This is a genomic window from Nocardiopsis sp. NPDC006139, from assembly GCF_040614155.1.
GTDB classification, from domain to species: Bacteria; Actinomycetota; Actinomycetes; order Streptosporangiales; family Streptosporangiaceae; genus Nocardiopsis; species Nocardiopsis changdeensis.
Genome location: NZ_JBEXTT010000004.1, coordinates 220,948 through 241,857, shown reverse-complemented (window position 1 = coordinate 241,857; position 20,910 = coordinate 220,948). Strand labels below are relative to the sequence as shown.

At 71.3% G+C, this 20,910-nt stretch carries 15 protein-coding genes; 10 read left to right on the top strand and 5 right to left on the bottom strand.

The features are described 5' to 3' along the window. Window positions 1-24: 24 nt before the first annotated feature. Window positions 25-1,206, bottom strand: a complete 1,182-nt coding sequence (locus ABZ249_RS07190; RefSeq protein ID WP_355258432.1) for a DUF695 domain-containing protein — start codon at window positions 1,204-1,206, stop codon at window positions 25-27. 73 nt (window positions 1,207-1,279) lie between these two features. On the opposite strand from ABZ249_RS07190, the gene mnmA reads away from it, so the two are divergent. From mnmA to gatA, 10 genes are all read left to right on the top strand, one after another. Continuing rightward, window positions 1,280-2,377 carry a tRNA 2-thiouridine(34) synthase MnmA gene (mnmA, locus tag ABZ249_RS07185; RefSeq protein ID WP_255646837.1) on the top strand — a complete coding sequence of 366 codons (1,098 nt, stop codon included), beginning with the start codon at window positions 1,280-1,282 and terminating at the stop codon, window positions 2,375-2,377. Between the two features lie 161 nt (window positions 2,378-2,538). Further along, complete coding sequence (locus ABZ249_RS07180) at window positions 2,539-3,123, top strand: VTT domain-containing protein (RefSeq protein WP_355258428.1); 585 nt, start codon at window positions 2,539-2,541, stop codon at window positions 3,121-3,123. A gap of 103 nt (window positions 3,124-3,226) precedes the next feature. Further along, window positions 3,227-4,270, top strand: a complete 1,044-nt coding sequence (locus tag ABZ249_RS07175; protein WP_355258425.1) for a methionine synthase — start codon at window positions 3,227-3,229, stop codon at window positions 4,268-4,270. A 27-nt stretch (window positions 4,271-4,297) separates the two neighbouring features. Beyond that, on the top strand, window positions 4,298-6,592 hold the full coding sequence (gene ligA, locus ABZ249_RS07170) for an NAD-dependent DNA ligase LigA (RefSeq protein ID WP_355258422.1): 2,295 nt from the start codon (window positions 4,298-4,300) through the stop codon (window positions 6,590-6,592). A gap of 321 nt (window positions 6,593-6,913) precedes the next feature. Then, window positions 6,914-8,959, top strand: coding sequence for an EAL domain-containing protein (locus ABZ249_RS07165; protein WP_355258419.1), 2,046 nt, complete (start codon window positions 6,914-6,916; stop codon window positions 8,957-8,959). A gap of 106 nt (window positions 8,960-9,065) precedes the next feature. Beyond that, window positions 9,066-9,401 carry a hypothetical protein gene (locus ABZ249_RS07160; RefSeq protein WP_355258416.1) on the top strand — a complete coding sequence of 112 codons (336 nt, stop codon included), beginning with the start codon at window positions 9,066-9,068 and terminating at the stop codon, window positions 9,399-9,401. A 20-nt stretch (window positions 9,402-9,421) separates the two neighbouring features. Further along, window positions 9,422-11,773: a hypothetical protein gene (locus tag ABZ249_RS07155; protein ID WP_355258413.1), complete on the top strand. Its 2,352-nt coding sequence runs from the start codon at window positions 9,422-9,424 to the stop codon at window positions 11,771-11,773. Next, window positions 11,749-13,104 (top strand): PQQ-binding-like beta-propeller repeat protein, encoded by a 1,356-nt coding sequence (locus tag ABZ249_RS07150; protein ID WP_355258410.1) that lies wholly within the window; start codon window positions 11,749-11,751, stop codon window positions 13,102-13,104. The genes ABZ249_RS07155 and ABZ249_RS07150 overlap by 25 nt, the downstream gene beginning before the upstream one ends. Window positions 13,105-13,185: 81 nt before the next feature. Next, window positions 13,186-13,485, top strand: a complete 300-nt coding sequence (gatC, locus tag ABZ249_RS07145) for an Asp-tRNA(Asn)/Glu-tRNA(Gln) amidotransferase subunit GatC (protein WP_220563153.1) — start codon at window positions 13,186-13,188, stop codon at window positions 13,483-13,485. Between the two features lie 2 nt (window positions 13,486-13,487). Then, on the top strand, window positions 13,488-14,987 hold the full coding sequence (gene gatA, locus ABZ249_RS07140) for an Asp-tRNA(Asn)/Glu-tRNA(Gln) amidotransferase subunit GatA (protein WP_220563152.1): 1,500 nt from the start codon (window positions 13,488-13,490) through the stop codon (window positions 14,985-14,987). A 284-nt stretch (window positions 14,988-15,271) separates the two neighbouring features. On the opposite strand, the gene ABZ249_RS07135 is transcribed toward gatA, so the two are convergent. The 4 genes from ABZ249_RS07135 to ABZ249_RS07120 form a co-directional block, all read right to left on the bottom strand. Further along, complete coding sequence (locus tag ABZ249_RS07135; RefSeq protein WP_355258405.1) at window positions 15,272-16,387, bottom strand: thioester domain-containing protein; 1,116 nt, start codon at window positions 16,385-16,387, stop codon at window positions 15,272-15,274. A 225-nt stretch (window positions 16,388-16,612) separates the two neighbouring features. Next, the gene (locus ABZ249_RS07130; protein WP_355258402.1) at window positions 16,613-17,821 is read right to left on the bottom strand and encodes a thioester domain-containing protein; all 1,209 of its coding nucleotides are present in this window, start codon (window positions 17,819-17,821) and stop codon (window positions 16,613-16,615) included. A gap of 271 nt (window positions 17,822-18,092) precedes the next feature. Beyond that, entirely contained in the window at window positions 18,093-19,304 is a 1,212-nt protein-coding gene (locus tag ABZ249_RS07125) for a thioester domain-containing protein (RefSeq protein WP_355258399.1), read from the bottom strand. Between the two features lie 371 nt (window positions 19,305-19,675). Continuing rightward, window positions 19,676-20,800 (bottom strand): thioester domain-containing protein, encoded by a 1,125-nt coding sequence (locus ABZ249_RS07120; RefSeq protein WP_355258396.1) that lies wholly within the window; start codon window positions 20,798-20,800, stop codon window positions 19,676-19,678. Between the last annotated feature and the right edge of the window lie 110 nt (window positions 20,801-20,910).

The window sequence follows — 20,910 nt, the reverse complement described above, 5'->3', positions numbered from 1 at the left end:
GCCCGGCCCGCGCCGCTTGACGCGTCAGTTCTTGAAGAAGGAGCGGTAGGGGCGCAGCAGGCCGCCGAACACGCTCCGGGCCGGGTCCAGCTGGGTGCTGAGCTTGAGGTCGCCCTCGGCCCAGCCCTTGAGCTCCTCCTCGAACGGGGCCAGCGCGCCCGAGTCGGGGTCGAGGTAGTACAGCATGTCCTTGCGGCCGGGCACGGTCTGGTGCATGAACAGCGCGCCGTTGTCGCCCAGCACCCGGTTGAGCCGGTTCTCCAGGTCCTGGAGGGCCAGCTCGGACGACTCGCCGGGGCTGCCGTCGGCGGTGGTCTCGGCGTAGGGCACGATCACGCGCACGGCCAGGGTGAGCGCCGGGAAGTCGCGGCGGGTCAGCGGGTGGCGGGCGGAGAAGGTCACCCGCCCGCGGCCCGGGCCGGTCCCGTGCAGGGTGACCCAGCCGCCCTCGCCGCCGCCGAGCATGTCCACCATCTGGCGCACCGTCGCGGGGATCGACGTGGGCGGCAGCGGGTCCATGGGCGACTCGTCGAGCGGGTCCACCTTGGCGATGTAGCGCACCATGTCGTCCTCGCCCAGGGCGAGCATCACCACGTGGTCCGCCAGGGAGCGGCGCACCTCCTCGGACAGGAACATGTTGTCCGGGTGGTAGACGCCCACCTCGATCCGGCCCGTGGCGTGGTTCACGCGCATCGACACCGACACGTGGGACAGGTCCAGTTCGTGGCCGTCCCAGGTCACCGTCCGGGTCAGGCCGTCGTGGTCGGCGGGCCGCGCCGGGAGGAACCGCCAGGCGCCGTCCTCGGGGGCCGAGCGCGCCCAGCGCTCGGACTGGATGCGGGCGTCGTCGGAGGCGCCCGGACGCAGGGTGAGGGCGTGGGCGGCGGGCTCGGCCAGGGAGCCGGGGTCGTCCAGCGCGGCCAGCCGCGCCAGCAGCTCGTCGGGGTCGACGTCCATCGACAGGTCCAGGTCGGTCAGGTCGGGGGCGGGTGCGCTCGGCGCCGGCCCCACCTCCCAGTCCAGGTCCGGGTGCACGGCTTTGACCAGCGCGGTCACCCGTTCGGCGGCCTCGTCGGAGACCGGGCGGTCCGCCTCGGCGGCCTCGGCCAGGGGGTCGCGCAGGGACGGCCAGGCCTCCCAGAACGCGGTGATCGCGGCGGTCGAATCGGTGGTGTCGTTGGAGCGGCGACGACGGAACAGAGCCATGGGTCGATTTTCGCAGAGCGGACGACCACACCCGCCCCGCACACCCCCGGCGGGCGCATAGGCTGGAAGCACTATGACTTTGCGTGTACTGGCCGCCATGTCGGGCGGGGTCGATTCCGCGGTCGCCGCGGCCCGGGTGGCCGAGGCGGGCCACGACGTGACCGGCGTCCACCTGGCGCTCTCCAAGAACCCGCAGTCCTACCGCACGGGCGCCCGCGGGTGCTGCACGGTGGAGGACTCCCACGACGCCCGCCGGGCCGCGGACGTCATCGGCATCCCCTTCTACGTGTGGGACATGTCGGAGGAGTTCGACCGAGAGGTCGTGCAGGACTTCGTCGCCGAGTACGAGTCCGGCAACACCCCCAACCCGTGCCTGCGCTGCAACGAGAAGATCAAGTTCGAGGCCGTGCTGGACCGCGCCGTCGCCCTGGGCTTCGACGCGGTCGCCACCGGCCACCACGTCCGCAAGGTCGACGGGCGGCTGGTGCGCAGCGTGGACCGGGACAAGGACCAGTCGTACGTGCTGGGCGTGCTCACCGCCGAGCAGGTGGAGCACGCGATGTTCCCGCTGGGCGACTGCACCAAGGCCGAGGTGCGGGCCGAGGCGGAGCGGCGCGGCCTGTCGGTGGCCGACAAGCCCGACAGCCACGACATCTGCTTCATCGCCGACGGCGACACCGCCGGGTTCCTCAACCGCAGGCTGGGGGAGCGGCCCGGGGACATCCTCGACGAGGACGGCAACGTGCTGGGCTCGCACGGCGGGGCGCACGCGTTCACGGTGGGCCAGCGCAAGGGCCTGGGCCTGGGCGGCTCCCCGAACCCGCGCTACGTGCTGTCCATCGAGCCGGTGAACAACACGGTGACGGTGGGCCCGCGCGAGTCGCTGCGGGTGGACACGATCACCGGGGTGCGCCCGGTGTGGAGCGGCGCCGAGCCGCCCGCCGAGCCCGTCGGCTGCCACGTGCAGCTGCGCGCCCACGGCGAGGTGTACCGGGCCGAGGTGCACCAGCGGGACGGCGCGGACGGCCCCGAGCTGGTGGTGCGGCTGGCCGAGCCCGCCACCGGGGTGGCGACCGGGCAGGCCGTGGTGGTCTACGACGGGGACCGGGGCGACACGGTGCTGGGGTCGGCGACGATCTCCGCGACGTCGCGCGCGGCGGTGTCCGCCTGACCTGGGAGTGAGCCGCGGGCGGGCGGGGCGTGAGTCTCACCACCCATCGGACAAAAAGGGACGAACGGGGCAGCTTTTCGGTCACGTTCCGACCTTCGCCCCTTGCCCGGGTTAGGTAAGGCAATGCAAACTCAGGGGGGTCAAGGTTGGGAGACCCGTCCATGCCCCAGTTCGCTTTCCTCGAAGGACAACCCTTCTGGGTCGTCTACTTCACCCTGCTCGTCGTCATCCTGCTGCGCGCCCCCGCGACGTACTGGATCGGCCGCGGGCTGGGCGCCGGGGTGAACCGCAGCCGCATGGGCGCCCGCCTGGGGCCCCGCCTGGAGCGGGCCAAGAACCTCGTGGACCGCTACGGCGCCCCCGTGGTCACCCTGAGCTTCTTCACCGTCGGCATGCAGACCGCCATCAACCTGTCCGCGGGCGTGGTGCGGATGCGCTTCCCGCGCTACTTCGCCGCCGTGTTCCTGGGCGGCCTGGCCTGGGCGGGCCTGTGGGGCATGGTCATCTCCGGGATCGTCGGCACCTGGCTGGAACTCTTCCTGGACTCGCCGTGGACCGCCGTGGGCGTCGTCGCGGTGGCGGCCGTGCTGGTCACCGCCATGGTGCTGCTGCGCCGCCGGAGCCGCGGGGCGCGGGCGTCCGGGCACGGCGCCGGGGACGAGGAGCCCGAAGCAGAGGAGCCCGGGGCCGAGGACGGCACCGCTTCCGGGACCGGCTCCGCCCCCGAGCGCACCGCCGCCGGCTGACCCCGCCCCGCGAGCCGCCGCGCCGCCCCCTCCCGGCGCCGGACCGGCCGGGCGGCCGCGCCGTACCGTTCCTTGGCCCGCCGTTGCCCTAACCTTGGGCGATGTGAGCGAACAGCACCCCTACCCCTGGCCCGCCGCCTCCTCCACCGGGGTCGGGTCCTGGCCCGGAGAGGACCCCGACGAGGCGGTCCGCACCGTCCTGGGCGAACTCCCCGACCTGCCGCACCTGCCCGAGCTGCCCGGCCGCGGGGTCGGCGCCGACGTCATCGGCCGCACCGCCGGGCTCCTGGTGGAGTTCCCCGTCGAGGTACAGCCCACCGGCTGGCGCGTCGCCGACTCGCCCGGCCGCGACCTGTACCGCGCCCGCGGCTTCCTCTCCCGCGACCTGGACCTCCTGGCCGAGCACGCCCACGCCTACGAGGGCGCCCTCAAGATCCAGGTGGCCGGCCCCTGGACGATGGCGGCCTCCGTCGAACTGCGCAACGGCCAGCGCATGGCCGCCGACCCCGGCGCCTACCGCGACCTGGCCGCCTCCCACCTGGAGGGGGTACTCGCGCACATCGCCGAGGCCCGCAAGCGGGTGCCCGGCGCCCGCCTCCTCGTCCAGGTGGACGAGCCCTCCCTGCCCGCCGTCCTCATGGGCGCACTGCCCACCGCCAGCGGCTACGGGCGGCTGCGCGCGGTGGACCGGGTCCGCGTGGAGGAGGTGCTGCGCACCCTGTTCGGCGCCGTCGAGGAGGCCGGGGCGGTGCCCGCCGTCCACTGCTGCGCCGCCGACGCCCCGCTGGACCTGCTGCGCCGCAGCGGCGCGCGGGCGCTGGGCCTGGACGCCGCGCTGCTCGACCGGCGCCACGACGACATGGTCGGCACCGCCGTGGAGGCCGGTGTCGGCCTGATGCTGGGCGTCGTTCCGGCGGTCGATCCGCCCCCCGCGCAGCGCGACCGAATGTCCGACCCGGCGGCTAACGTCGAGGTCGTACGCGAGTTGTGGAACCGGCTGGGTTTCGGCCCTGACCTGCTGACCCGTGCGGTGGTGCCCACCCCCGCGTGCGGGCTGGCCGGTGCCTCCCCCGAGCACGCCCGGGCGGCCCTGAAGGCCGTCCGGAACGGGGCGCGCGTCCTGCGGGACGAGCCCCACCGGTCGTAGTCGAGCACGAGACGGAAAGGCGGCCACGTGGCGCCCGAGAACAGCACCGAGATCCCCGACGAGGCGCGCAACCGGCACGAGGAGCTCTCCCGGGAGCTGGACGACCACAGCTACCGCTACTACCTGGGCAACCCCGTCATCTCCGACGCCGAGTACGACGCCCTCATGGCCGAGCTGCGCGGCATCGAGGAGGAGCACCCGCAGCTCATCACCCAGGACTCGCCCACCCAGAAGGTCGGCGCGCCGATCAGCGTCGACTTCGCCGCGGTCGAGCACCTGGTGCGGATGGAGAGCCTGGGCAACGCCTTCGACTTCGACGAGCTGAACGCCTGGGCGGACCGCGCCTCGGCGGAGGTGCCCGTGGGCGCCTACCTGTGCGAGCTGAAGATCGACGGCCTGGCCGTGGACCTGGTCTACGAGAAGGGCCGCCTGGTGCGCGCCGCCACCCGCGGCGACGGCCGGGTGGGCGAGGACATCACCCTCAACATCCGCACCATCGACGTCGTGCCCGAGCGGCTCGACGAGAGCGTGCGCCCGGCGCCCGAGCTGCTGGAGGTGCGCGGCGAGGTGTTCCTGCCGGTGGAGGCGTTCGAGGCGCTCAACCGGCGCATCACCGAGACCGGCGAGCACACCCCCTTCGCCAACCCGCGCAACGCCGCGGCCGGCTCGCTGCGGCAGAAGGACCCGCGGGTCACCGCCACCCGGCCGCTGTCGATGATCGTGCACGGCGTGGGCGCCTATACCCCGGCGCAGGGCTCGGAGGACGTGCGGTTCACGAGCCAGTCGCAGGCGTACGCCCTGCTGGGGGAGTGGGGGCTGCCGCTCAGCGACCGCTACAAGGTCGTGTCCACCATGGACGAGGTGCGCGCCTACGTCGCCCACTACCAGGAGCACCGGCACGAGCCCGCCTACGAGATCGACGGCATCGTCATCAAGGTGGACGACTTCGCCCTCCAGCGGCGGCTGGGGTCGACCAGCCGCGCCCCGCGCTGGGCGATCGCGTACAAGTACCCGCCGGAGGAGGTCACCACCAAACTGGTGGACATCAAGGTCGGTGTGGGCCGCACCGGCCGGGTCACCCCCTACGGCGTGATGGAGCCGGTGTTCGTCGCCGGGTCCGAGGTGGAGTTCGCCACCCTGCACAACGCCCAGGAGGTCGAGCGCAAGGGCGTGCTCATCGGCGACACGGTGGTGCTGCGCAAGGCGGGCGACGTCATCCCCGAGATCGTCGGGCCGGTGGTGGAGAAACGCGACGGCAGCGAGCGGCCGTTTGTCATGCCGGAGAAGTGCCCCGAGTGCGGGACGCCGCTGGGCCAGCAGAAGGAGGGCGACGTCGACCTGCGCTGCCCCAACGCCCGGTCCTGCCCCGGACAGCTGCGCGAGCGGGTGTACTTCGTGGCCGGCCGCAAGGCCCTGGACATCGAGGCGCTCGGGTACGTGGCGGCCACCGCGCTGACCCAGCCGCTGGAGCCCGCCGACGCCCCGCTCAAGGACGAGGGCGACCTGTTCGACCTCACCGTCGAGCAGCTGCTGCCGATCCGCACCCACGTGCTCGACCCCGACACCTCCGAGCCCAAGACCGACCCCAAGACCGGCGAGCCCAAGGTCGTCTCGTTCTTCGCCAACCTCAAGGGCGAGCCCAAGAAGACCGTGGAGAAGCTGTTCGAGCAGCTGGAGATCGCCAAGTCGCGGCCGCTGTGGCGGGTGCTGGTGGCGCTGTCCATCCGGCACGTGGGCCCGCGCGCCGCCGAGGACCTGGCCCGGCACTTCCGGTCGATGGACGCCATCCGCGCCGCCTCGGAGGAGGAGCTGGCCGCGGTGGACGGCATCGGCCCGACCATCGCCCGCTCCATCCGGGAGTGGTTCGAGGTCGACTGGCACCGGGAGATCGTCGCCAAGTGGGCGGCGGCCGGGGTGCGCATGGAGGACGAGGTCGACGAGGCCCTCTCGGGCGTGCTGGACGGGGTGACCGTGGTGGTCACCGGCTCGCTGGAGGGCTTCACCCGGGACGGGGCCAAGGAGTCGATCGCCGAACGCGGCGGCCGGGCCACGGCGTCGGTGTCCAAGAAGACCGGGTTCGTGGTGGTGGGCGACAGCCCCGGGTCCAAGTACGACAAGGCCGTCAAGCTGGGCGTGCCGATCCTCGACGAGCAGGGGTTCCGCGTGCTGCTGGAGGCGGGGCCCGAGGCGGCGGAGAAGGTGCGGATCAACCCGCCGGAGGAGGAGCCCGGGGACGGGGGCGCCGCCGGAGCCGAGGCCGAGGCCGAAAAGGCCGGGGACGGCTCCGGGGACGCGGCGGAGGAGGCCCCCGCGCAGGAGTAGCGCACCGGATACGGCGGCCCGGCACGCCCGGAACCGCACGCCTGTTCTGCGGGCGTGCGGATCGGGGTTCGTTCCGGGCCGCCGTATCTTTTTCCCGGTTCACGTCACAATCGACCCGCGTCTTGGTTAACTGATAGTTCCGAACAGGCGACACTTGGTGACGAAGCGGCGTAAGGTGGACAACGCACCCCGTGAAACGGGCACCACCGATCCCGGGATTCGGTCATGGAGGGGTGACCGCTCCCGCAGGCCGGAACCATCAGGAGCGGTGGCACCGACGGTGCCGCCGGTCTCCGCGTCCCCCTCATGAGGACAGCACGCATGAGAGACCCCATCAGCACCCGGGACATCGGCCCCCGCGCCGGCACCCCGCTCTGGCTGTACATGGCGGGCACCGTCGTCTCCGGGACGCTCCTGCTCGCCGCCGCCCTGCTGTGGGCCGGTCCCGACCTGCTCCGGTACGCCGTCGAACCCCTCACCTGGGTCCTGCTCGTCATGGTCGTACTGGGCGAGCTGCGCCCCATCGCCATCCCCGGACAGGCACCCGGCGACGGCGTCCCCACCTCGCTGCCGTTCTCCCTGGCCCTGGTCATCTTCCAGGGGCTGCCCCTGGCCGGGCTCGTCCAGGCCGCCGCCACCGTCATCGCCGGGTTCGCCCGCGGCCACGCCGCCCACCGCACCGCGTTCAACGCCGCCCAGTACGTGCTGTCCCTGGGCGCCGCCGACGCCGTCCTGCGCCTGGTCCTGCCGCCGCTGCGCGCCACCGGCTGGATCCCCGCCGGAGAGGGCCTCATCGCCGTCGGGCTGGCCGGGGCCGCCTACTTCGCGGTCAACCGGGTGCTGGTGACCTGCGCCGTCGCCATGCACGAACGCGTGTCGCTGTCCCAGGTCCTCTTCAAGGGCATCGGGCGCCAGGCCCGGGTCAACGCCGTCCTCATCACCCTGGCGCCGCTCGTGGCCGTCACCGCGACCCACTCGGTGCTGTACGTGCCGCTGTTCGCGCTGCCGCTGCTCGCCCTGCACGGCAGCGCCCTGCTGTCGGTCAAACGCGACCACCAGGCCAACCACGACGAGCTGACCGGGCTGGCCAACCGCAAGCTCCTCACCGTCCGGGCCCACCAGGAGATCGACGCCGCCCGGCGGCGCGGCGGCCGGGTCGGCCTGCTCCTACTCGACCTGGACCGGTTCAAGGAGGTCAACGACACCCTGGGGCACCCCACCGGCGACCGGCTGCTCCAGACGGTCGCCGGGCGGCTCACCCACAGCGTCCGCCCCGGCGACCTCGTCGCCCGGCTCGGCGGCGACGAGTTCGCCGTGCTGCTGCCCCAGATCCGCGACACCGAGGCCGCCGCCGAGGTCGCCGCCCGGCTGCGCGGCGCCCTGAGCGAACCCGTCCGCCTGGACGGCATGGACCTCGACCTGGAGGCCAGCATCGGCATCGCCCTGCACCCCGAGGACGCCGTCGACTTCGAGCACCTCATGCAGCGCGCCGACGTCGCCATGTACGTCGCCAAGTCCGCCCGCTCGGGGGTGGAGTCCTACGACCCCGGCAAGGACCGCAACTCCACCGCCCGGCTCAGCCTGTTCAGCGAACTGCGCCGCGGGCTCACCGAGGGCGCCCTGGAGATGCACTACCAGCCCAAGGTCAGCCTGGACGACGGGCACGCCGTCGGGCTGGAGGCCCTGGCCCGCTGGCGGCACCCCTCCCGGGGGCTGCTGGAGCCGGGGGAGTTCATGCCGGTCGTGGAGGAGTCCCACCTGTTCCGGGCGTTCACCGGGCAGGTCCTGGACATCACCCTGGCCCGCGCCGCGCGCTGGCGCGAGCGCGGCGTCATGCTGCCCGTCTCCGTCAACCTGGGCGTGCGCGAACTCCTGCACCCCGACCTGCCCGACACTGTGGCCGCCGCCCTGGCCGAACACGGGGTCCCGCCCGAGCGGCTGGTGCTGGAGATCGGCGAGAACGCCCTGATCACCGACACCGAGGCCGCCACCGCCGCCGTCCACCGGCTGCGCGACCTGGGGGTGGGGCTGGCCCTGGACGACTTCGGCACCGGCCACTTCACCCTGGTCCAGCTCGCCGGGCTGCCGCTGGACGAGGTCAAGATCCACGGGTCGTTCACCGCCCGGCTCACCGACGGCACCGGCAACGGCCCCACCGTCGTCCGCGCCGCCATCGCCCTGGTGAACGCGCTCGGCATGCGCGCCACCGCCGAGGGGGTGCAGACCCGGGCCCTGGCCGAGGCGGCCCGCGACACCGGCTGCCAGGCCGCCCAGGGCCACTACTTCGCCCGGCCGATGCCCGCCGCCGACGTCCCCGCCTGGCTCGCCGGACACACGGCGGATATCGACACCCGATCGCGCGGATGACCGTTTTCGGCCACCGGAAACCGTCATTCTGTGAAATCACCTTGGGTGTCCGACTGCTAACTTGAACGGCGTCCCAGTTTCCCGGAGCCGACGGAAGCCTTCCCCCATGCCCCAGAACACGGTCGGTGTCAACGTCGAGGACGCCCACGGAGCGGGTGGTGCCGCTGGACGGTATGCGGCCGGATTCAACGGTCTGCACGCCGATTTCAATGACGTCCTCCAGTCCGCGGAGGATGCCTGTAAGGACGATCCCCAGGTCACCGGCTGGTCCACGTACGGATCGGAGCAGGCCGGCGTGATCGCGGAAGTCGAGGAACACGGAGTCTCCTTGGCGGAGAACGTCCAGGGCGGTGCCGCGGGGGCGGCCAACACCGATGCAGAGTCCGGCGAACTCTACGAGTCGGTCGATGTGCCGCTCCCCCGCTCGATCAACCTCTACTGATCGCTCTTCGAAGGAAACCCGTGTACTTCTCTCCCCCGCCCTGTGACATCGACACGGGGAAACTCGATCAGGCCGCAGAAGACATGCTCGGCATCGTTTCCCGGATCACTGGAAAGAACGGGAACCTGGAGGCGCTCTTCAACAGCGCTGCCAGGGAGTTCTCCGACCTGATCGCCGAAGACATCTACGCGACCGCGAACGACAACCACTCGGCATGGACCTCCGCACTGACCGTGTGCTGGCACGTGTGGGGCGTGCTCACCAAATGGAGCGGGGACGTTGATCGCTACAAGTCCCGTATCGCGGGGCTACAGGAGGAGTGGGACGCCGCACTCCGCGACAACTTCGGCCTTCCTCCCGATGACGCGGGAGTGATCGAGGCACGCCGGGGATTGGCCGGTGTCCTCAACGATCGCGCCATCGGCTATTGGGAGACCCTCGAAGGGGAGGCCGGGGACAACTCCGCCAACCTGAGGGGCGGGCCCACGGTGGAGAACCTCCGAGAACTGATCGATGCCGGAGTGCTCGGGTTCGCGGCCTACAACTCCACGCGAGAGATCCTGTACTACCCGGCTACCTTCGGCACCGGAGGCAGGGACGCCGAGAACCTGCTGCCGTACCTGACCGGTGAGAAGGAACCGGACGACGAGTACCACCGCCTGATGGACCAGTTGGCGGCGGTCAACGCCCTCGCCATGGACGCGAAGCGGAACGGGGAGAAACCACTCGACTACCAGATCGAGTATCTGGAGGAGTTCTACGCCGCCTTGGACGAGGCGTCCGAGGGCGGAGTGGTCGGTCTTCCGGACCGTCTCGACGGTGACCACCTGACCGAGGAACAGCGCAATGAGGTCCTGGGGACTCTGGGCGACGGTCTCCTGACCTTGTCCGACCAGAGTCTGGGTGGTGGGTACGACGTCCTTCCGGAGAGCGTGCGCGACGTCGTCGAAGGACCCGACTTCAGTTCGGACATGTCGGGCCGGGGTGTGCCCACCCTCTACCAGGCCTGGCAGGAGCAGGCCGCGGGACTGAACGAGCTGCTCTCCCACGCCGACGAGGAACTCGAGGGCGGTGCGGAGTTCTCGACGCGCCTGATGGACTGTGTGGGCAGGGAGGCGGAGCGCCTCGGCATGTGGGGCGACGACCTCGGCGGGGACGACGGGCCGATGTCCGGTCTCCTGGAGGTCGCCACACGCAACGACGACGCCAACTACGCGCTTCTCACGGGAGAGTACCCGCCCGGAGTGAACGCCGGACTGCCCTGGGGCGGGGAGAACGCGGAGGACCAGCGCACCGAGACGCTGGAGCACCTGTACACCTACGACTGGGGGGATGACGGGGCCGCGATCCGGGGGATCACCGACTGGATCGCGGAGGGAGGTCCCAGCGCCGGTGATGACGACACGGCGGGGGGCCTCCGCGAAACCGCCTTGCTCGGGCTGATGGGCCTCCTGGAGAACGAGGATTTCCGGGAGTCCATGTTCGGCACCGGGGAACACGTGGAGGACGAGGACGGGAATACCTGGCACAACGTCTCGGCGGGGCACTTGAACCCTCAGTTGGCGGATGGGTTCGCTGACATCTTCATCTCGTTCCAGGATGCCTTCGCTAATACTGATGGCCTGCCGGATAACGTCGAACTCGGGCATGGCGAAAGCCCTGAAATACCGGCAGAGACTCGAATGGCATTCACTCAGCTCGTCGTGGCGGATCCGGATGCTGCGGTCAAGGTTTACGTAGAGGCCGCATATCGTACTGCGGAAGCAATGGAAGAATACTCGACCAATGTCGGAGACAGGGATTACGTGGCGATCAATGATGCGGCCAGCCTCCAGGGCCTGGTGGAAGTGGCATTGTTGAACGAGAGCGTCATTCGCGGATCCAACGATGAAGACTTCATTGACTATCGGAACAGAGTGAATGGTGCGGCGATCAATGCTTTGGGTGGGATCGCCGGAGACCAGGATGTGTCCGGTCTGATCGTGGAGATAGCCAAAACCGCCATGGGTGAGGCGTTCCGGGTCTCGGGTGAACCAGCTGAGCCGCGGGTCGAGGTCAATGGGGACTGGGTCGATTCCGAGCGCATGATGGGATACGCGCTCGGTGCTGCGGCTGAGCGGGATCCAGAGTTGATGGAAGAGCTCGAAGAAGAGGGCATTGCGAGGAGGAATGGATCTGGTGAAATCTATGTTCCCCCGGACCACTCCACTTGGGGATTGTCCGGATCCGATAGCCTCCTCTCGCAATACTACAGCGACATCGATGATCTTCCTTGGCCGGATGGTGAGAGCGATACCAGGGAGGCTGTGGAGGATTTCATTCGAGATTTCCAGAAGACCGGTAACAAGTGGGGCAATGTCCCCACGCAGTGATTGAATTTTTTGTGGGCGGTGGGGTCTGTGAACAGGGTTGGTTGAGGTTTTTGAGAATTTCTTCATTGGGAAATCGTTTTTCTGTGTCGGCTGTCGCTCTGCTTCTTGTCGCCGGGTGCTCCCTCTCTGGTGCCGCGTCCAGCACACATGAGCCTGGGGAAGCGCCGGCGTACCGGGAGAGGGTCGATGAGGTCGCCTGGACTTGGTCGGCTCCGCGGGGCAGCGAACCGGTAGCCGTTGCTCAGGCGGGGGAAGGAGTGCTGGTATTTCTGGACAATGGTGTCGTCGCACTGGCGGGGGAAACCGGGGAAGAACTCTGGACTTACCGTGACACAGGCCGGGAGCTTCTGGGTGCTGTCACGGATAACGGTTCCTATGTCGTACTCCACGATGAAGAAGGGTCTTGGACTGTCGTCCTGGAAAAAGACACCGGGCGGGTCGCCTACGAGTACACTGTCGATCTTTCCGAACTCGACCACGATTGGATTTTCTCCTCCTGGAACCTGAACGCCGCGCTATCCGGTGTCACAGGGGGCACCTGGGTCCTCGCTGACTCGCCGGACTCGGTCAGTTCCTTTGAACTGGACACGGGCGAGACGCTCTGGGCCACTGAGGACGTTCCGAACTGCCCGCACGAGGGATGGGTCGACGACCTGATCGCGTGGGACGAAGTGGTCGTGGCCGCGACTACGTGCTTTGAGCAGCCGGAGGGCGAGGACAGCGTTGCCATGACCGTCGGCCGGGAATTCACCTCGGAATTCGTGGGCCTGAACCCGGAGACAGGGGAAGAGCTCTGGCGTGTCGAGCATTCCGTCGGCGAAATGCCCTACGACTCTCTCGAAAGGGAGCTCGTTCCCCGTCCCGGCGGTCTGGTTCTCATCCGCCATGCTTTCCCCCACAAGTGGGGGATCTCGCTGTTCGACGTCGAGGCGGGCGAGGCCACGAATCTGAAGGGAACCGAGTTGCTGTGGACCTCACCGGACGGCTCGATGATGGGGCTGTGGGACACCGAGACGGGTGAGTATCGCGTCCAGGACCGGTCCGGGAACGTCGAGCGGACGCTGGACCGCGGCGACGTGGCCATGAGCAGTGACCTTGTGTCCGACGGCCACCGGGTCGGCTTGGCCGACGGGGTTCTCTATCTGGGCGAGTACTCCGAGAGTCCATCGGGTCCTGAGGGGTTCGGCCGCTTCGAGGGGGCCGACGGGTCCGCTGTCCTCACCCTGGACACGGAAGGCGGTATGACCGTACACGACGCGATCAGTGTTCCCGGCGCCGTCGTCGTCCACTACGACGCCGCCGAGAGGGAGAGCGTCATGGGCCTCCGGTGACGGCGACCGGGGACGCACGGCGGACTCGGGCCAATAGGATTGTGCTGATCACCCGTCCGCCGAAGAAACGGTTAGACACTCATGACCGCCATCACCCGCGATGAGGTCGCGCACCTCGCCCGGTTGTCGCGGCTGGCGCTCGACGAGAGCGAGCTCGACACGCTCGCCGCCCAGCTCGGTGACATCCTCACCGCCGTGGCCAAGGTGCAGGAGGTCGCCAAGGGCGACATCCCGCCGAGCTCGCACGCCCTGCCGCTGACCAACGTCTTCCGCCCCGACGAGGCCCGGCCGTGCCTCACCCCGGAGCAGGCCCTGTCCGGGGCCCCGGCGGTGGAGGAGCAGCGGTTCCGGGTCCCGCGCATCCTCGGGGAGGAGGAGTAGCCATGAGCGACATCGTCAGTCTCAGCGCCGCCGACCTCGGCGCGGCGATCAAGGCGGGCGAGGTCTCCGCGGAGGAGGCCGCCAACGCCTACCTGGACCGGATCGAGGCCGTGGACGGCGAGATCAACGCCTTCCTCCACGTGCGCCGGGAGACCGCCCTGGAGCAGGCCCGGGCCGTCGACGCCCGCCGCGCCGCGGGCGAGGAGCAGGGCCCGCTGGCCGGCGTGCCCGTCGCCCACAAGGACGTGTTCGTCACCAAGGACATGCCCACCACCGCCGCCTCCAAGATCCTGGAGGGCTGGCAGCCGCCCTACGACGCCACCGTCACCGCGCGCCTGCGCGAGGCCGGGCTGGTCATCCTGGGCAAGACCAACATGGACGAGTTCGCCATGGGCTCCTCCACCGAGAACTCCGCCTACCAGGTCACCCGCAACCCGTGGGACACCGACCGCATCCCCGGCGGGTCCTCGGGCGGGTCCTCCGCGGCCGTCGCCGCGTTCGAGGCCCCCCTGGCCACCGGCACCGACACCGGCGGGTCCATCCGCCAGCCCGCCGCCGTGTGCGGCCTGGTCGGCGCCAAGCCCACCTACGGCGGCTCGTCCCGGTACGGGATGATCGCGTTCGCCTCCTCCCTGGACACCCCCGGCCCGTTCGCGCGCAACGTGCTCGACGCCGCCCTGCTCCAGGAGGCGTTCTCCGGGCACGACCCGCGCGACTCCACCTCCATCGACGCCCCCGTCCCGCCGATCGTCGAGGCCGCCCGCCGCGGCGACATCGACGGCCTGCGCGTCGGCGTGGTCAAGGAGCTGGACAGCGACGGCTTCCAGGCCGGGGTACGCCAGCGCTTCCACGAGAGCCTGGAGCTGCTGGAGTCCCTGGGCGCCAAGATCGTCGAGGTGTCCTGCCCCAGCTTCGACGCCGCCCTGTCGGCGTACTACCTCATCGCGCCCAGCGAGTGCTCGTCCAACCTGGCCCGGTTCGACGCCATGCGCTACGGGCTGCGCGTCGGCGACGACGGCACGCGCAGCGCCGAGGAGGTCATGTCGCTGACCCGCGCCCAGGGCTTCGGCCCCGAGGTGAAGCGGCGGATCATGCTGGGCACCTACGCGCTGTCCAGCGGCTATTACGACGCCTACTACGGCAGCGCCCAGCAGGTGCGGACGCTCATCAAGCGCGACTTCGACGCGGCGTTCGAGAGCGTGGACGTGCTGGTCTCGCCGACCACGCCGACCACCGCGTTCCCGATCGGCGAGCGCGCCGAGGACCCGATGGCGATGTACCTGGCGGACCTGTGCACCATCCCGTCCAACCTGGCGGGCAACGCGGCGCTGTCGGTGCCGTGCGGCCTGGCGCCGGAGGACGGGCTGCCGGTGGGCCTGCAGATCATGGCCCCGCCGCTGGCCGACGACCGCACCTACCGGGTGGCGGCCGCGGTCGAGCGCGCCCTGGCCGACCGGGACGGTGCGCTCATCGCGCGCAGCCCGTACGCGGTCAACGCGTAAGGCGCGAAGGACGGACGCACGGCGCCCGCCGCCCCGGAGGGGGCGGCGGGCGCCGTCGTGTGCCCGGGCCGTGGGGGTGCCTCCGCCCCGGGGCCCCGGTCGCGCCGGGGGTCGGGGGCTGGCCCCTCGGGGTGAAGGCCCTCCGGCCGTGCCCCGGCCGCCCCGGTCGGGTGGAGGGCCCGGCGGGGCGGGGGCACCGCGCCGCCTCCGGTGGTGGCCGGGTCCCCGGGGGTGGGGACGGGGCCCGGGCCGTGGGGGGTACGGTCCGGGCCCCGGGTTCGGGGTCAGTCCCGGGCGGTGCGGCGCCGGCGCGCGGCCAGGAGGAAGGCCAGGCCGCCCAGGATGAGGACCGCAGCGCCCGCCACCAGGGCGGCGACGGCCGGTCCGGTCAGGGCCAGGCCGCGGTCGTCGGCCGCCGCGGCCACCGGGCTCGCGGAGGGGCTCGCGATCGGCGGCGGGGTCCCGCCCGCCTCGTCCCAGGCCGCGGTCACCGTGCGGGAGACGGTGATCTCGCCGTCGGCCGCCGCGATGAGCGTCTGGGTGGGCTCGTCGGCGTCCTCGCCCTTGAACAGGCGCCCCGTCAGCACCGCCGCCTCCGCGGCGAGGGTCAACTCGGCCTCGCCCGCGGCGGCGTCCGCCGGGACCGACAGCCCGATCCGGTCGCCGTCCGACACGGTCTCGACGGCCTCCCCGGTCGCCAGGTCGACGACCTCCACGCCGTCGGGCGCGTCGAGTTCGACGGGCACCGACGCGGCGCTGGTCTCCACGGTGAACTCGCCGACGGTCTCCCCGGCCAGCCCCGACGCCTCCTCGGGGGACACCGACAGGGCGGTCGGCGGCTCGTCGGGCAGTTCCCGCGCGTCGGCGACGAGGAGCTCGTAGAGCTCCACCACCTCTTCCTCGGAGACCGTGGGCAGGTCCGGGTTCTGCTCCACCTGTTCCAGGTCGAGCCCGTTGCTGAAGTGCCAGATCGCCGCCTGGGTCGCCGTCAGGGCCTCGGCCTTGGTCAGCCCCGGGATGCCGGTCTCCTCGCGCAGGTCGCCGATCTCCACGACCGGGTAGGAGTTCATGAGGATCCAGTGGACCCGGCCCGGCTCGCTGAAGTCCCCCTCGCCGGGGTAGTCGGCCCAGCTGTCCTCCACGTACCAGGCGCCCCCCACGATCCCGGTCCGGAAGTCGATGCAGTAGGTCGGCAGGGTGCGGTCGCCCAGGTCGAGGCCGAAGGTCGCGGTGGTGGTGAACTCCTCGCCCCGCATGACGATCCCGTGCCCGTGCTCGTCGACCCCCGTGTACTGCCCGCGGACGGGGTCGGCGGCGGCCGGGAGGGCCAGCGGGCCCGCGAGGAGCACGGTGGCGGTGAGCGCGGCGAGGGCGGGGCGGCGGAGTGCGGACGCGTTCACGGTTCTCTTTCCGTCGGGGGGAGCGGAGGGGGAGAGGTGCTCGGGAACGGCGGCGGGGTACCTGTTCCGCTGGGGGATACCGGGCCGATGGTAGCGATTCAACTCCATGAGACCAACCCTCGGTAGTGGCTCAAGTGCACTGTGTCCACAGTTGGGGTTTTTGTCCGTTGAACACATGACAAAGGGCCCCGTCCTGTAACAGGACGGGGCCCCAGGGCCGGTGGATTACTCCTGGCCGGAAGCGGCCTTGCGCTTGCGGCTCAGGTAGATCGCGCCGCCGCCGGCGCCGAGGGCGGCGACACCCGCGGCGACCAGGCCGAGGAGGGCGCCACCGGTGACCGGCAGGGCCGGGCGGTCATCGTCCGGAGCGGTCGGCCTCGGGGAGGCCGGGGTGGAGGGGGACTCCGACGGCGTCGGGGTCGGGGTCGGGCCCGGGGTCGGCGACGGGGACTCGCTGGGCTCCTCGGAGGGGGACGGGGAGGGGCTCGGGGAGGGCTCCTCGCCGCCGCCGGCGGTCCAGGTGGCCGTCGCGGAGGCCGAGACGGTGACCTTCTCGGTCTTGGCGGTGATCAGCGTCTGGGTCGGCTCGGCCGGGTCCTCGCCCTTGAACAGGCGGCCCGCGGACACCTCGGCGGTGGTCTCCAGGGAGAAGGACGCCTGGCCGGCCTCGGTGCCCGCGGGCACCTCGAAGCCGACCTTGTCGCCGTTCTCGACGGACTCCACCTGCTCGCCGGTCTCCAGGTCGACCAGCGTGACGCCCGCGGGGGCGGTCAGGTCCACGTCGATGGCGGAGGTCGCGTTGGTCTCGATGGTGAACTCGCCGACGGTCGATCCGGCCTCACCCTCGGCGGTGCCGGGGGTGACGGTCAGGGACGGGCCCGGCTCCTGGGGGAGGTCCACGGCGTTCTCGACCAGGTAGTCGTAGACCTTCCTGACGCCTTCGGGGTCGTTGGCGGTGACCTTGGCCCCGTTGGTGAAGTGCCAGATCGCGGCCTGGGTTGCGGCGATGGCGTGCCTCTCCGAGAAGCGGCTGTTGGTCACGCCAGCGTTCTCGGCCAGCTGCTCGGCGGAGATCGTCGGGTAGCTGTTCTGGAGGATCCAGTGGACCTTGCCCGGGGCGGAGAAGGCGCCCTGGCCCGGGTAGTTCGCCCAACTGTCCTCGACGTACCAGGCATTGCCGCGGATGCCGGTCTCCAGGTCGATGCAGTACGTGGTGAACGTGCTGCCGTCCTCCAGTTCGAGGGTGAAGAGCATCGTGCTCTGGCTTACACCGTCCATGCGGACGTCTACACCACGGTCCGCCGGACCCGTGTACTGCGCGCGGACGGCGTTGTCGGCGGCGGCCGGGGCGGCCAGGCCCAGGGCGAGGAGGGCTGCCGCGCCTGCGGCGACGGTCGTGCGCCCGAGGGCACGGGGGAGGGACACGTTCGTCACGTCTCTTCCTTGAGTTCTGCGGTGGTGTCCGCGGAGGGACCAGGGGATGCTCGCACGGCAGGAGGAACACCGTGAGGAGGGTGAGCGGGGAGTCGGCGAATACCGCGTGACCGATATTAGCGATATGGGATGTCCCCACCAAGCCGAGAGAGGCGGGGCCCCGGAGCGCGGTTCGCGGCTCCCGGAAGAGGACGCGCGGGCGGGGCGAACGGTGTACACGCGAAAGCCCCCTCCCGGGTGAATCCCGGGAGGGGGCTCTCACGAGGTGGCCTTAGTCCTCGGTGGAGGTACCGGCCGCCTTGCGCTTGCGGCTCAGGTAGATCGCGCCGCCGCCGGCGCCGAGGGCGGCGATGCCCGCGGCGACCAGGCCGGCCAGGGCGCCACCGGTGACCGGCAGGGCCGGACGGTCATCGTCCGGGGCGCTCGGCTTCGGGGAGGCCGGGGTGGAGGGGGACTCCGACGGCGTCGGGGTCGGCACCGGGGTCGGGGCCGGGGACTCACTGGGCTCCTCGGACGGGGACGGGGAGGGAGTGGGCTCCTCGCCGCCGCCGGCGGTCCAGGTGGCGGAGGCCGAGGCGGAGGCCGTGGTCTCGCCGCCCTCGGCGGTGATCAGGGTCTGGGTCACGATCTCGATGCCCTGGAACAGGCGGCCGGTCGCGACGTGGGCGCTGGTCTCCAGGGAGAAGGAGGCCTGGCCCGCCTCGGTGCCCGCGGGCACCTCGAAGCCGACCTTGTCGCCGTTCTCGACCTCGGTCACGGCCTCGCCGGTCTCCAGGTCGACCAGCTCGACGCCCGCGGGGGCGCTCAGGTCCACCTCGATGGCGGAGGTCGCGTTGGTCTCGATGGTGAACTCGCCGACCGTGGTGCCGGCCACGCCCTCGGCGGTGCCGGGGGTGATGCTCAGGGTCGCGTCGGGCTCGGAGGTCTGCGGCAGGTCCTCGGCGTTGCCGACCAGGTACTCGTAGACGGCCTTGACGCCGGCGGAGTTGTCGTCGGTCAGGTCCATGCCGTTGCTGAAGTGCCAGATGGCGGCCTGGGTGCCGCCCAGGGCGTCCTTCGGGGTCAGGCCCTCGACCCCGGCGGCGGCGCCCAGCTCCTCGGCGGTGACGTTCGGGTAGGCGTTCTGGAGGATCCAGTGGACCTTGGCGGGCTCGGCGAAGTCGCCCTTGCCCGGGTAGTTTTCCCACTTGTCCTCGGCGTAGCCCGCGCCGCTCACGATGCTCGTGCTGAAGTCGATGCAGTACGTGGTGAGGATGGTGCCGTCTTGCAGCTTCAGGTTGAAGAGGCTGGTGGAGGCGGCGCCGCCGTCCATCTTGACGCGGGTGCCGCTCTCGGCGTTGCCGACGTAGGTGCCGGTGACCGCGCCCTCGTAGAGCTCGGGCTCGGCGGAGGCGGGGGCCGCCAGGCCGAAGGCGAGGAAGGCGGCGGCGGTGGCCGCCAGGCCCGCGCGCCCGGCGGTGCGGAGGAGGGAGATCTGAGTCAAGTCGTATCCCGGTGTCATCTAGGGGTGACCGGATGGAAACGGTTCGGGTCGCGGTAGGGGACCGCGGTGCGATCCGTGCGAAGGACGGGCGGTACAGGCCGCCACACGTGCGTCCGGGTCGGGGGTAGCAACGTCGGGGTCAGGCGGCGTGGAGCCGTGGGGAAGGGCGTGGGAGCGTCCCGGTCCCGGGCTGAGCCGTCTCGCGGGGGCGGGCCTGCGGCGCCGCACTAGGTCGATCGCCCGCCCGATACTAGCGATCCCATTCGCCACTTCCAACCCGGTTCGCGAAAAATGTGACCGGATACGGGCGAGAAAAAATGGCGCGCGGTCAGGGCCGCATTATGGGCGAATGTTATGCAACTGAACGGGGGTCACTCGCGTCGCTTGCGGCCCAGAACCAGGATGATCAGGCCCGATACCACCAGGGCACCCGCGATGACCAGCAGCCCCGACAGCCAGGTGCCCGTCGTCGGCAGGTCCTCCTCGGGGATTCGGTCGGCCTCGGTCGGCGTGGCCTCCGGGCTCGGTGCGGCCTCGGTGAGGGGCTCTTCGGGCTCCGGCTCCGGGGTTTCGGCCGGGGTTTCGGGCACCGGAGTCGGCTCGGGGCTCGGGGCGCGCCAGGTGACCGTCGCCGTGGTGGTGATGGTCGCCTCGGCCGGCTCGGCGGTGACCAGCGGGCGGGTGCGCACCCCGTCGCGGCCGGTGAACAGGCTCCCCTCGGCCAGCGGCAGGTCCTCGCCGCGCACGTGCAGGGTCACCACCCCGGCCGGGACGGACGGGCTCACGTCCAGGTACACCGGGTCGCCGTCGACGGCCCGGTCGGTCCGGCCGCCCTGCGCGTCCACCAGCCAGGAGGCGGGCGCCCCGCTGAGCGACAGGCTCACCGGCCCGTCGCCGGTGCTCGACACGGTGAGCGGGCCCAGGGGCTCCTGCGGGGCGGTGGCCTCCAGGTGGCCGGGGTCCACGGTCAGCGGGCGCGGCCCCGCCGGCAGGACCCCCTCGGCCTCGGTCAGGTGGTCGTACAGGGCCAGCACGGCCTCGTCGTTGGCCTCGCGGTCCGGCTCGGTGCCCGACAGCACCTTCCACAGGGCGGCCTGGGTGCCGGCGATCGCCTGCTCCTCGCCCAGCGGCAGGCCGACGTCCAGGCCCAGCGACAGCAGGTCCACGTGGGGGTAGGAGTGGGCGACGATCCACCGGGCGCGGTCGCCGTCCCCGGCCCCGGTGTCGGACCAGCCCGACTCCACGTAGGCGGCACGCCGGCGGACCTCGCCGTCGGGCGAGGCGGTGTAGGCGCGCACGGCGCCCTCGTTCCCGGTCCGCAGGCTGTAGAGCGCGGTGGGCACGGGTCCGCCGCCGGCGGTGACGAGGTCCGTCCCGGCCACGGCGTCGCGCTCCACACGGGAGAAGTCGTCGGCGAGGGCGGCCGGGGCTCCGGCCAGGGCCGCGACGAGGGCGACCGAGGAAAACAGCGTTGCGCACCGAAGCAGGACGCCCATGTACAGCTCCCGTGTTCGGCCTGGCGAAATCGTCTCCTGGGGACACTCAGACTAACGGTCCGGCACCGTGGGTGACGAAGGAACACCTCTACGGTGGCCTGATCGTGCGC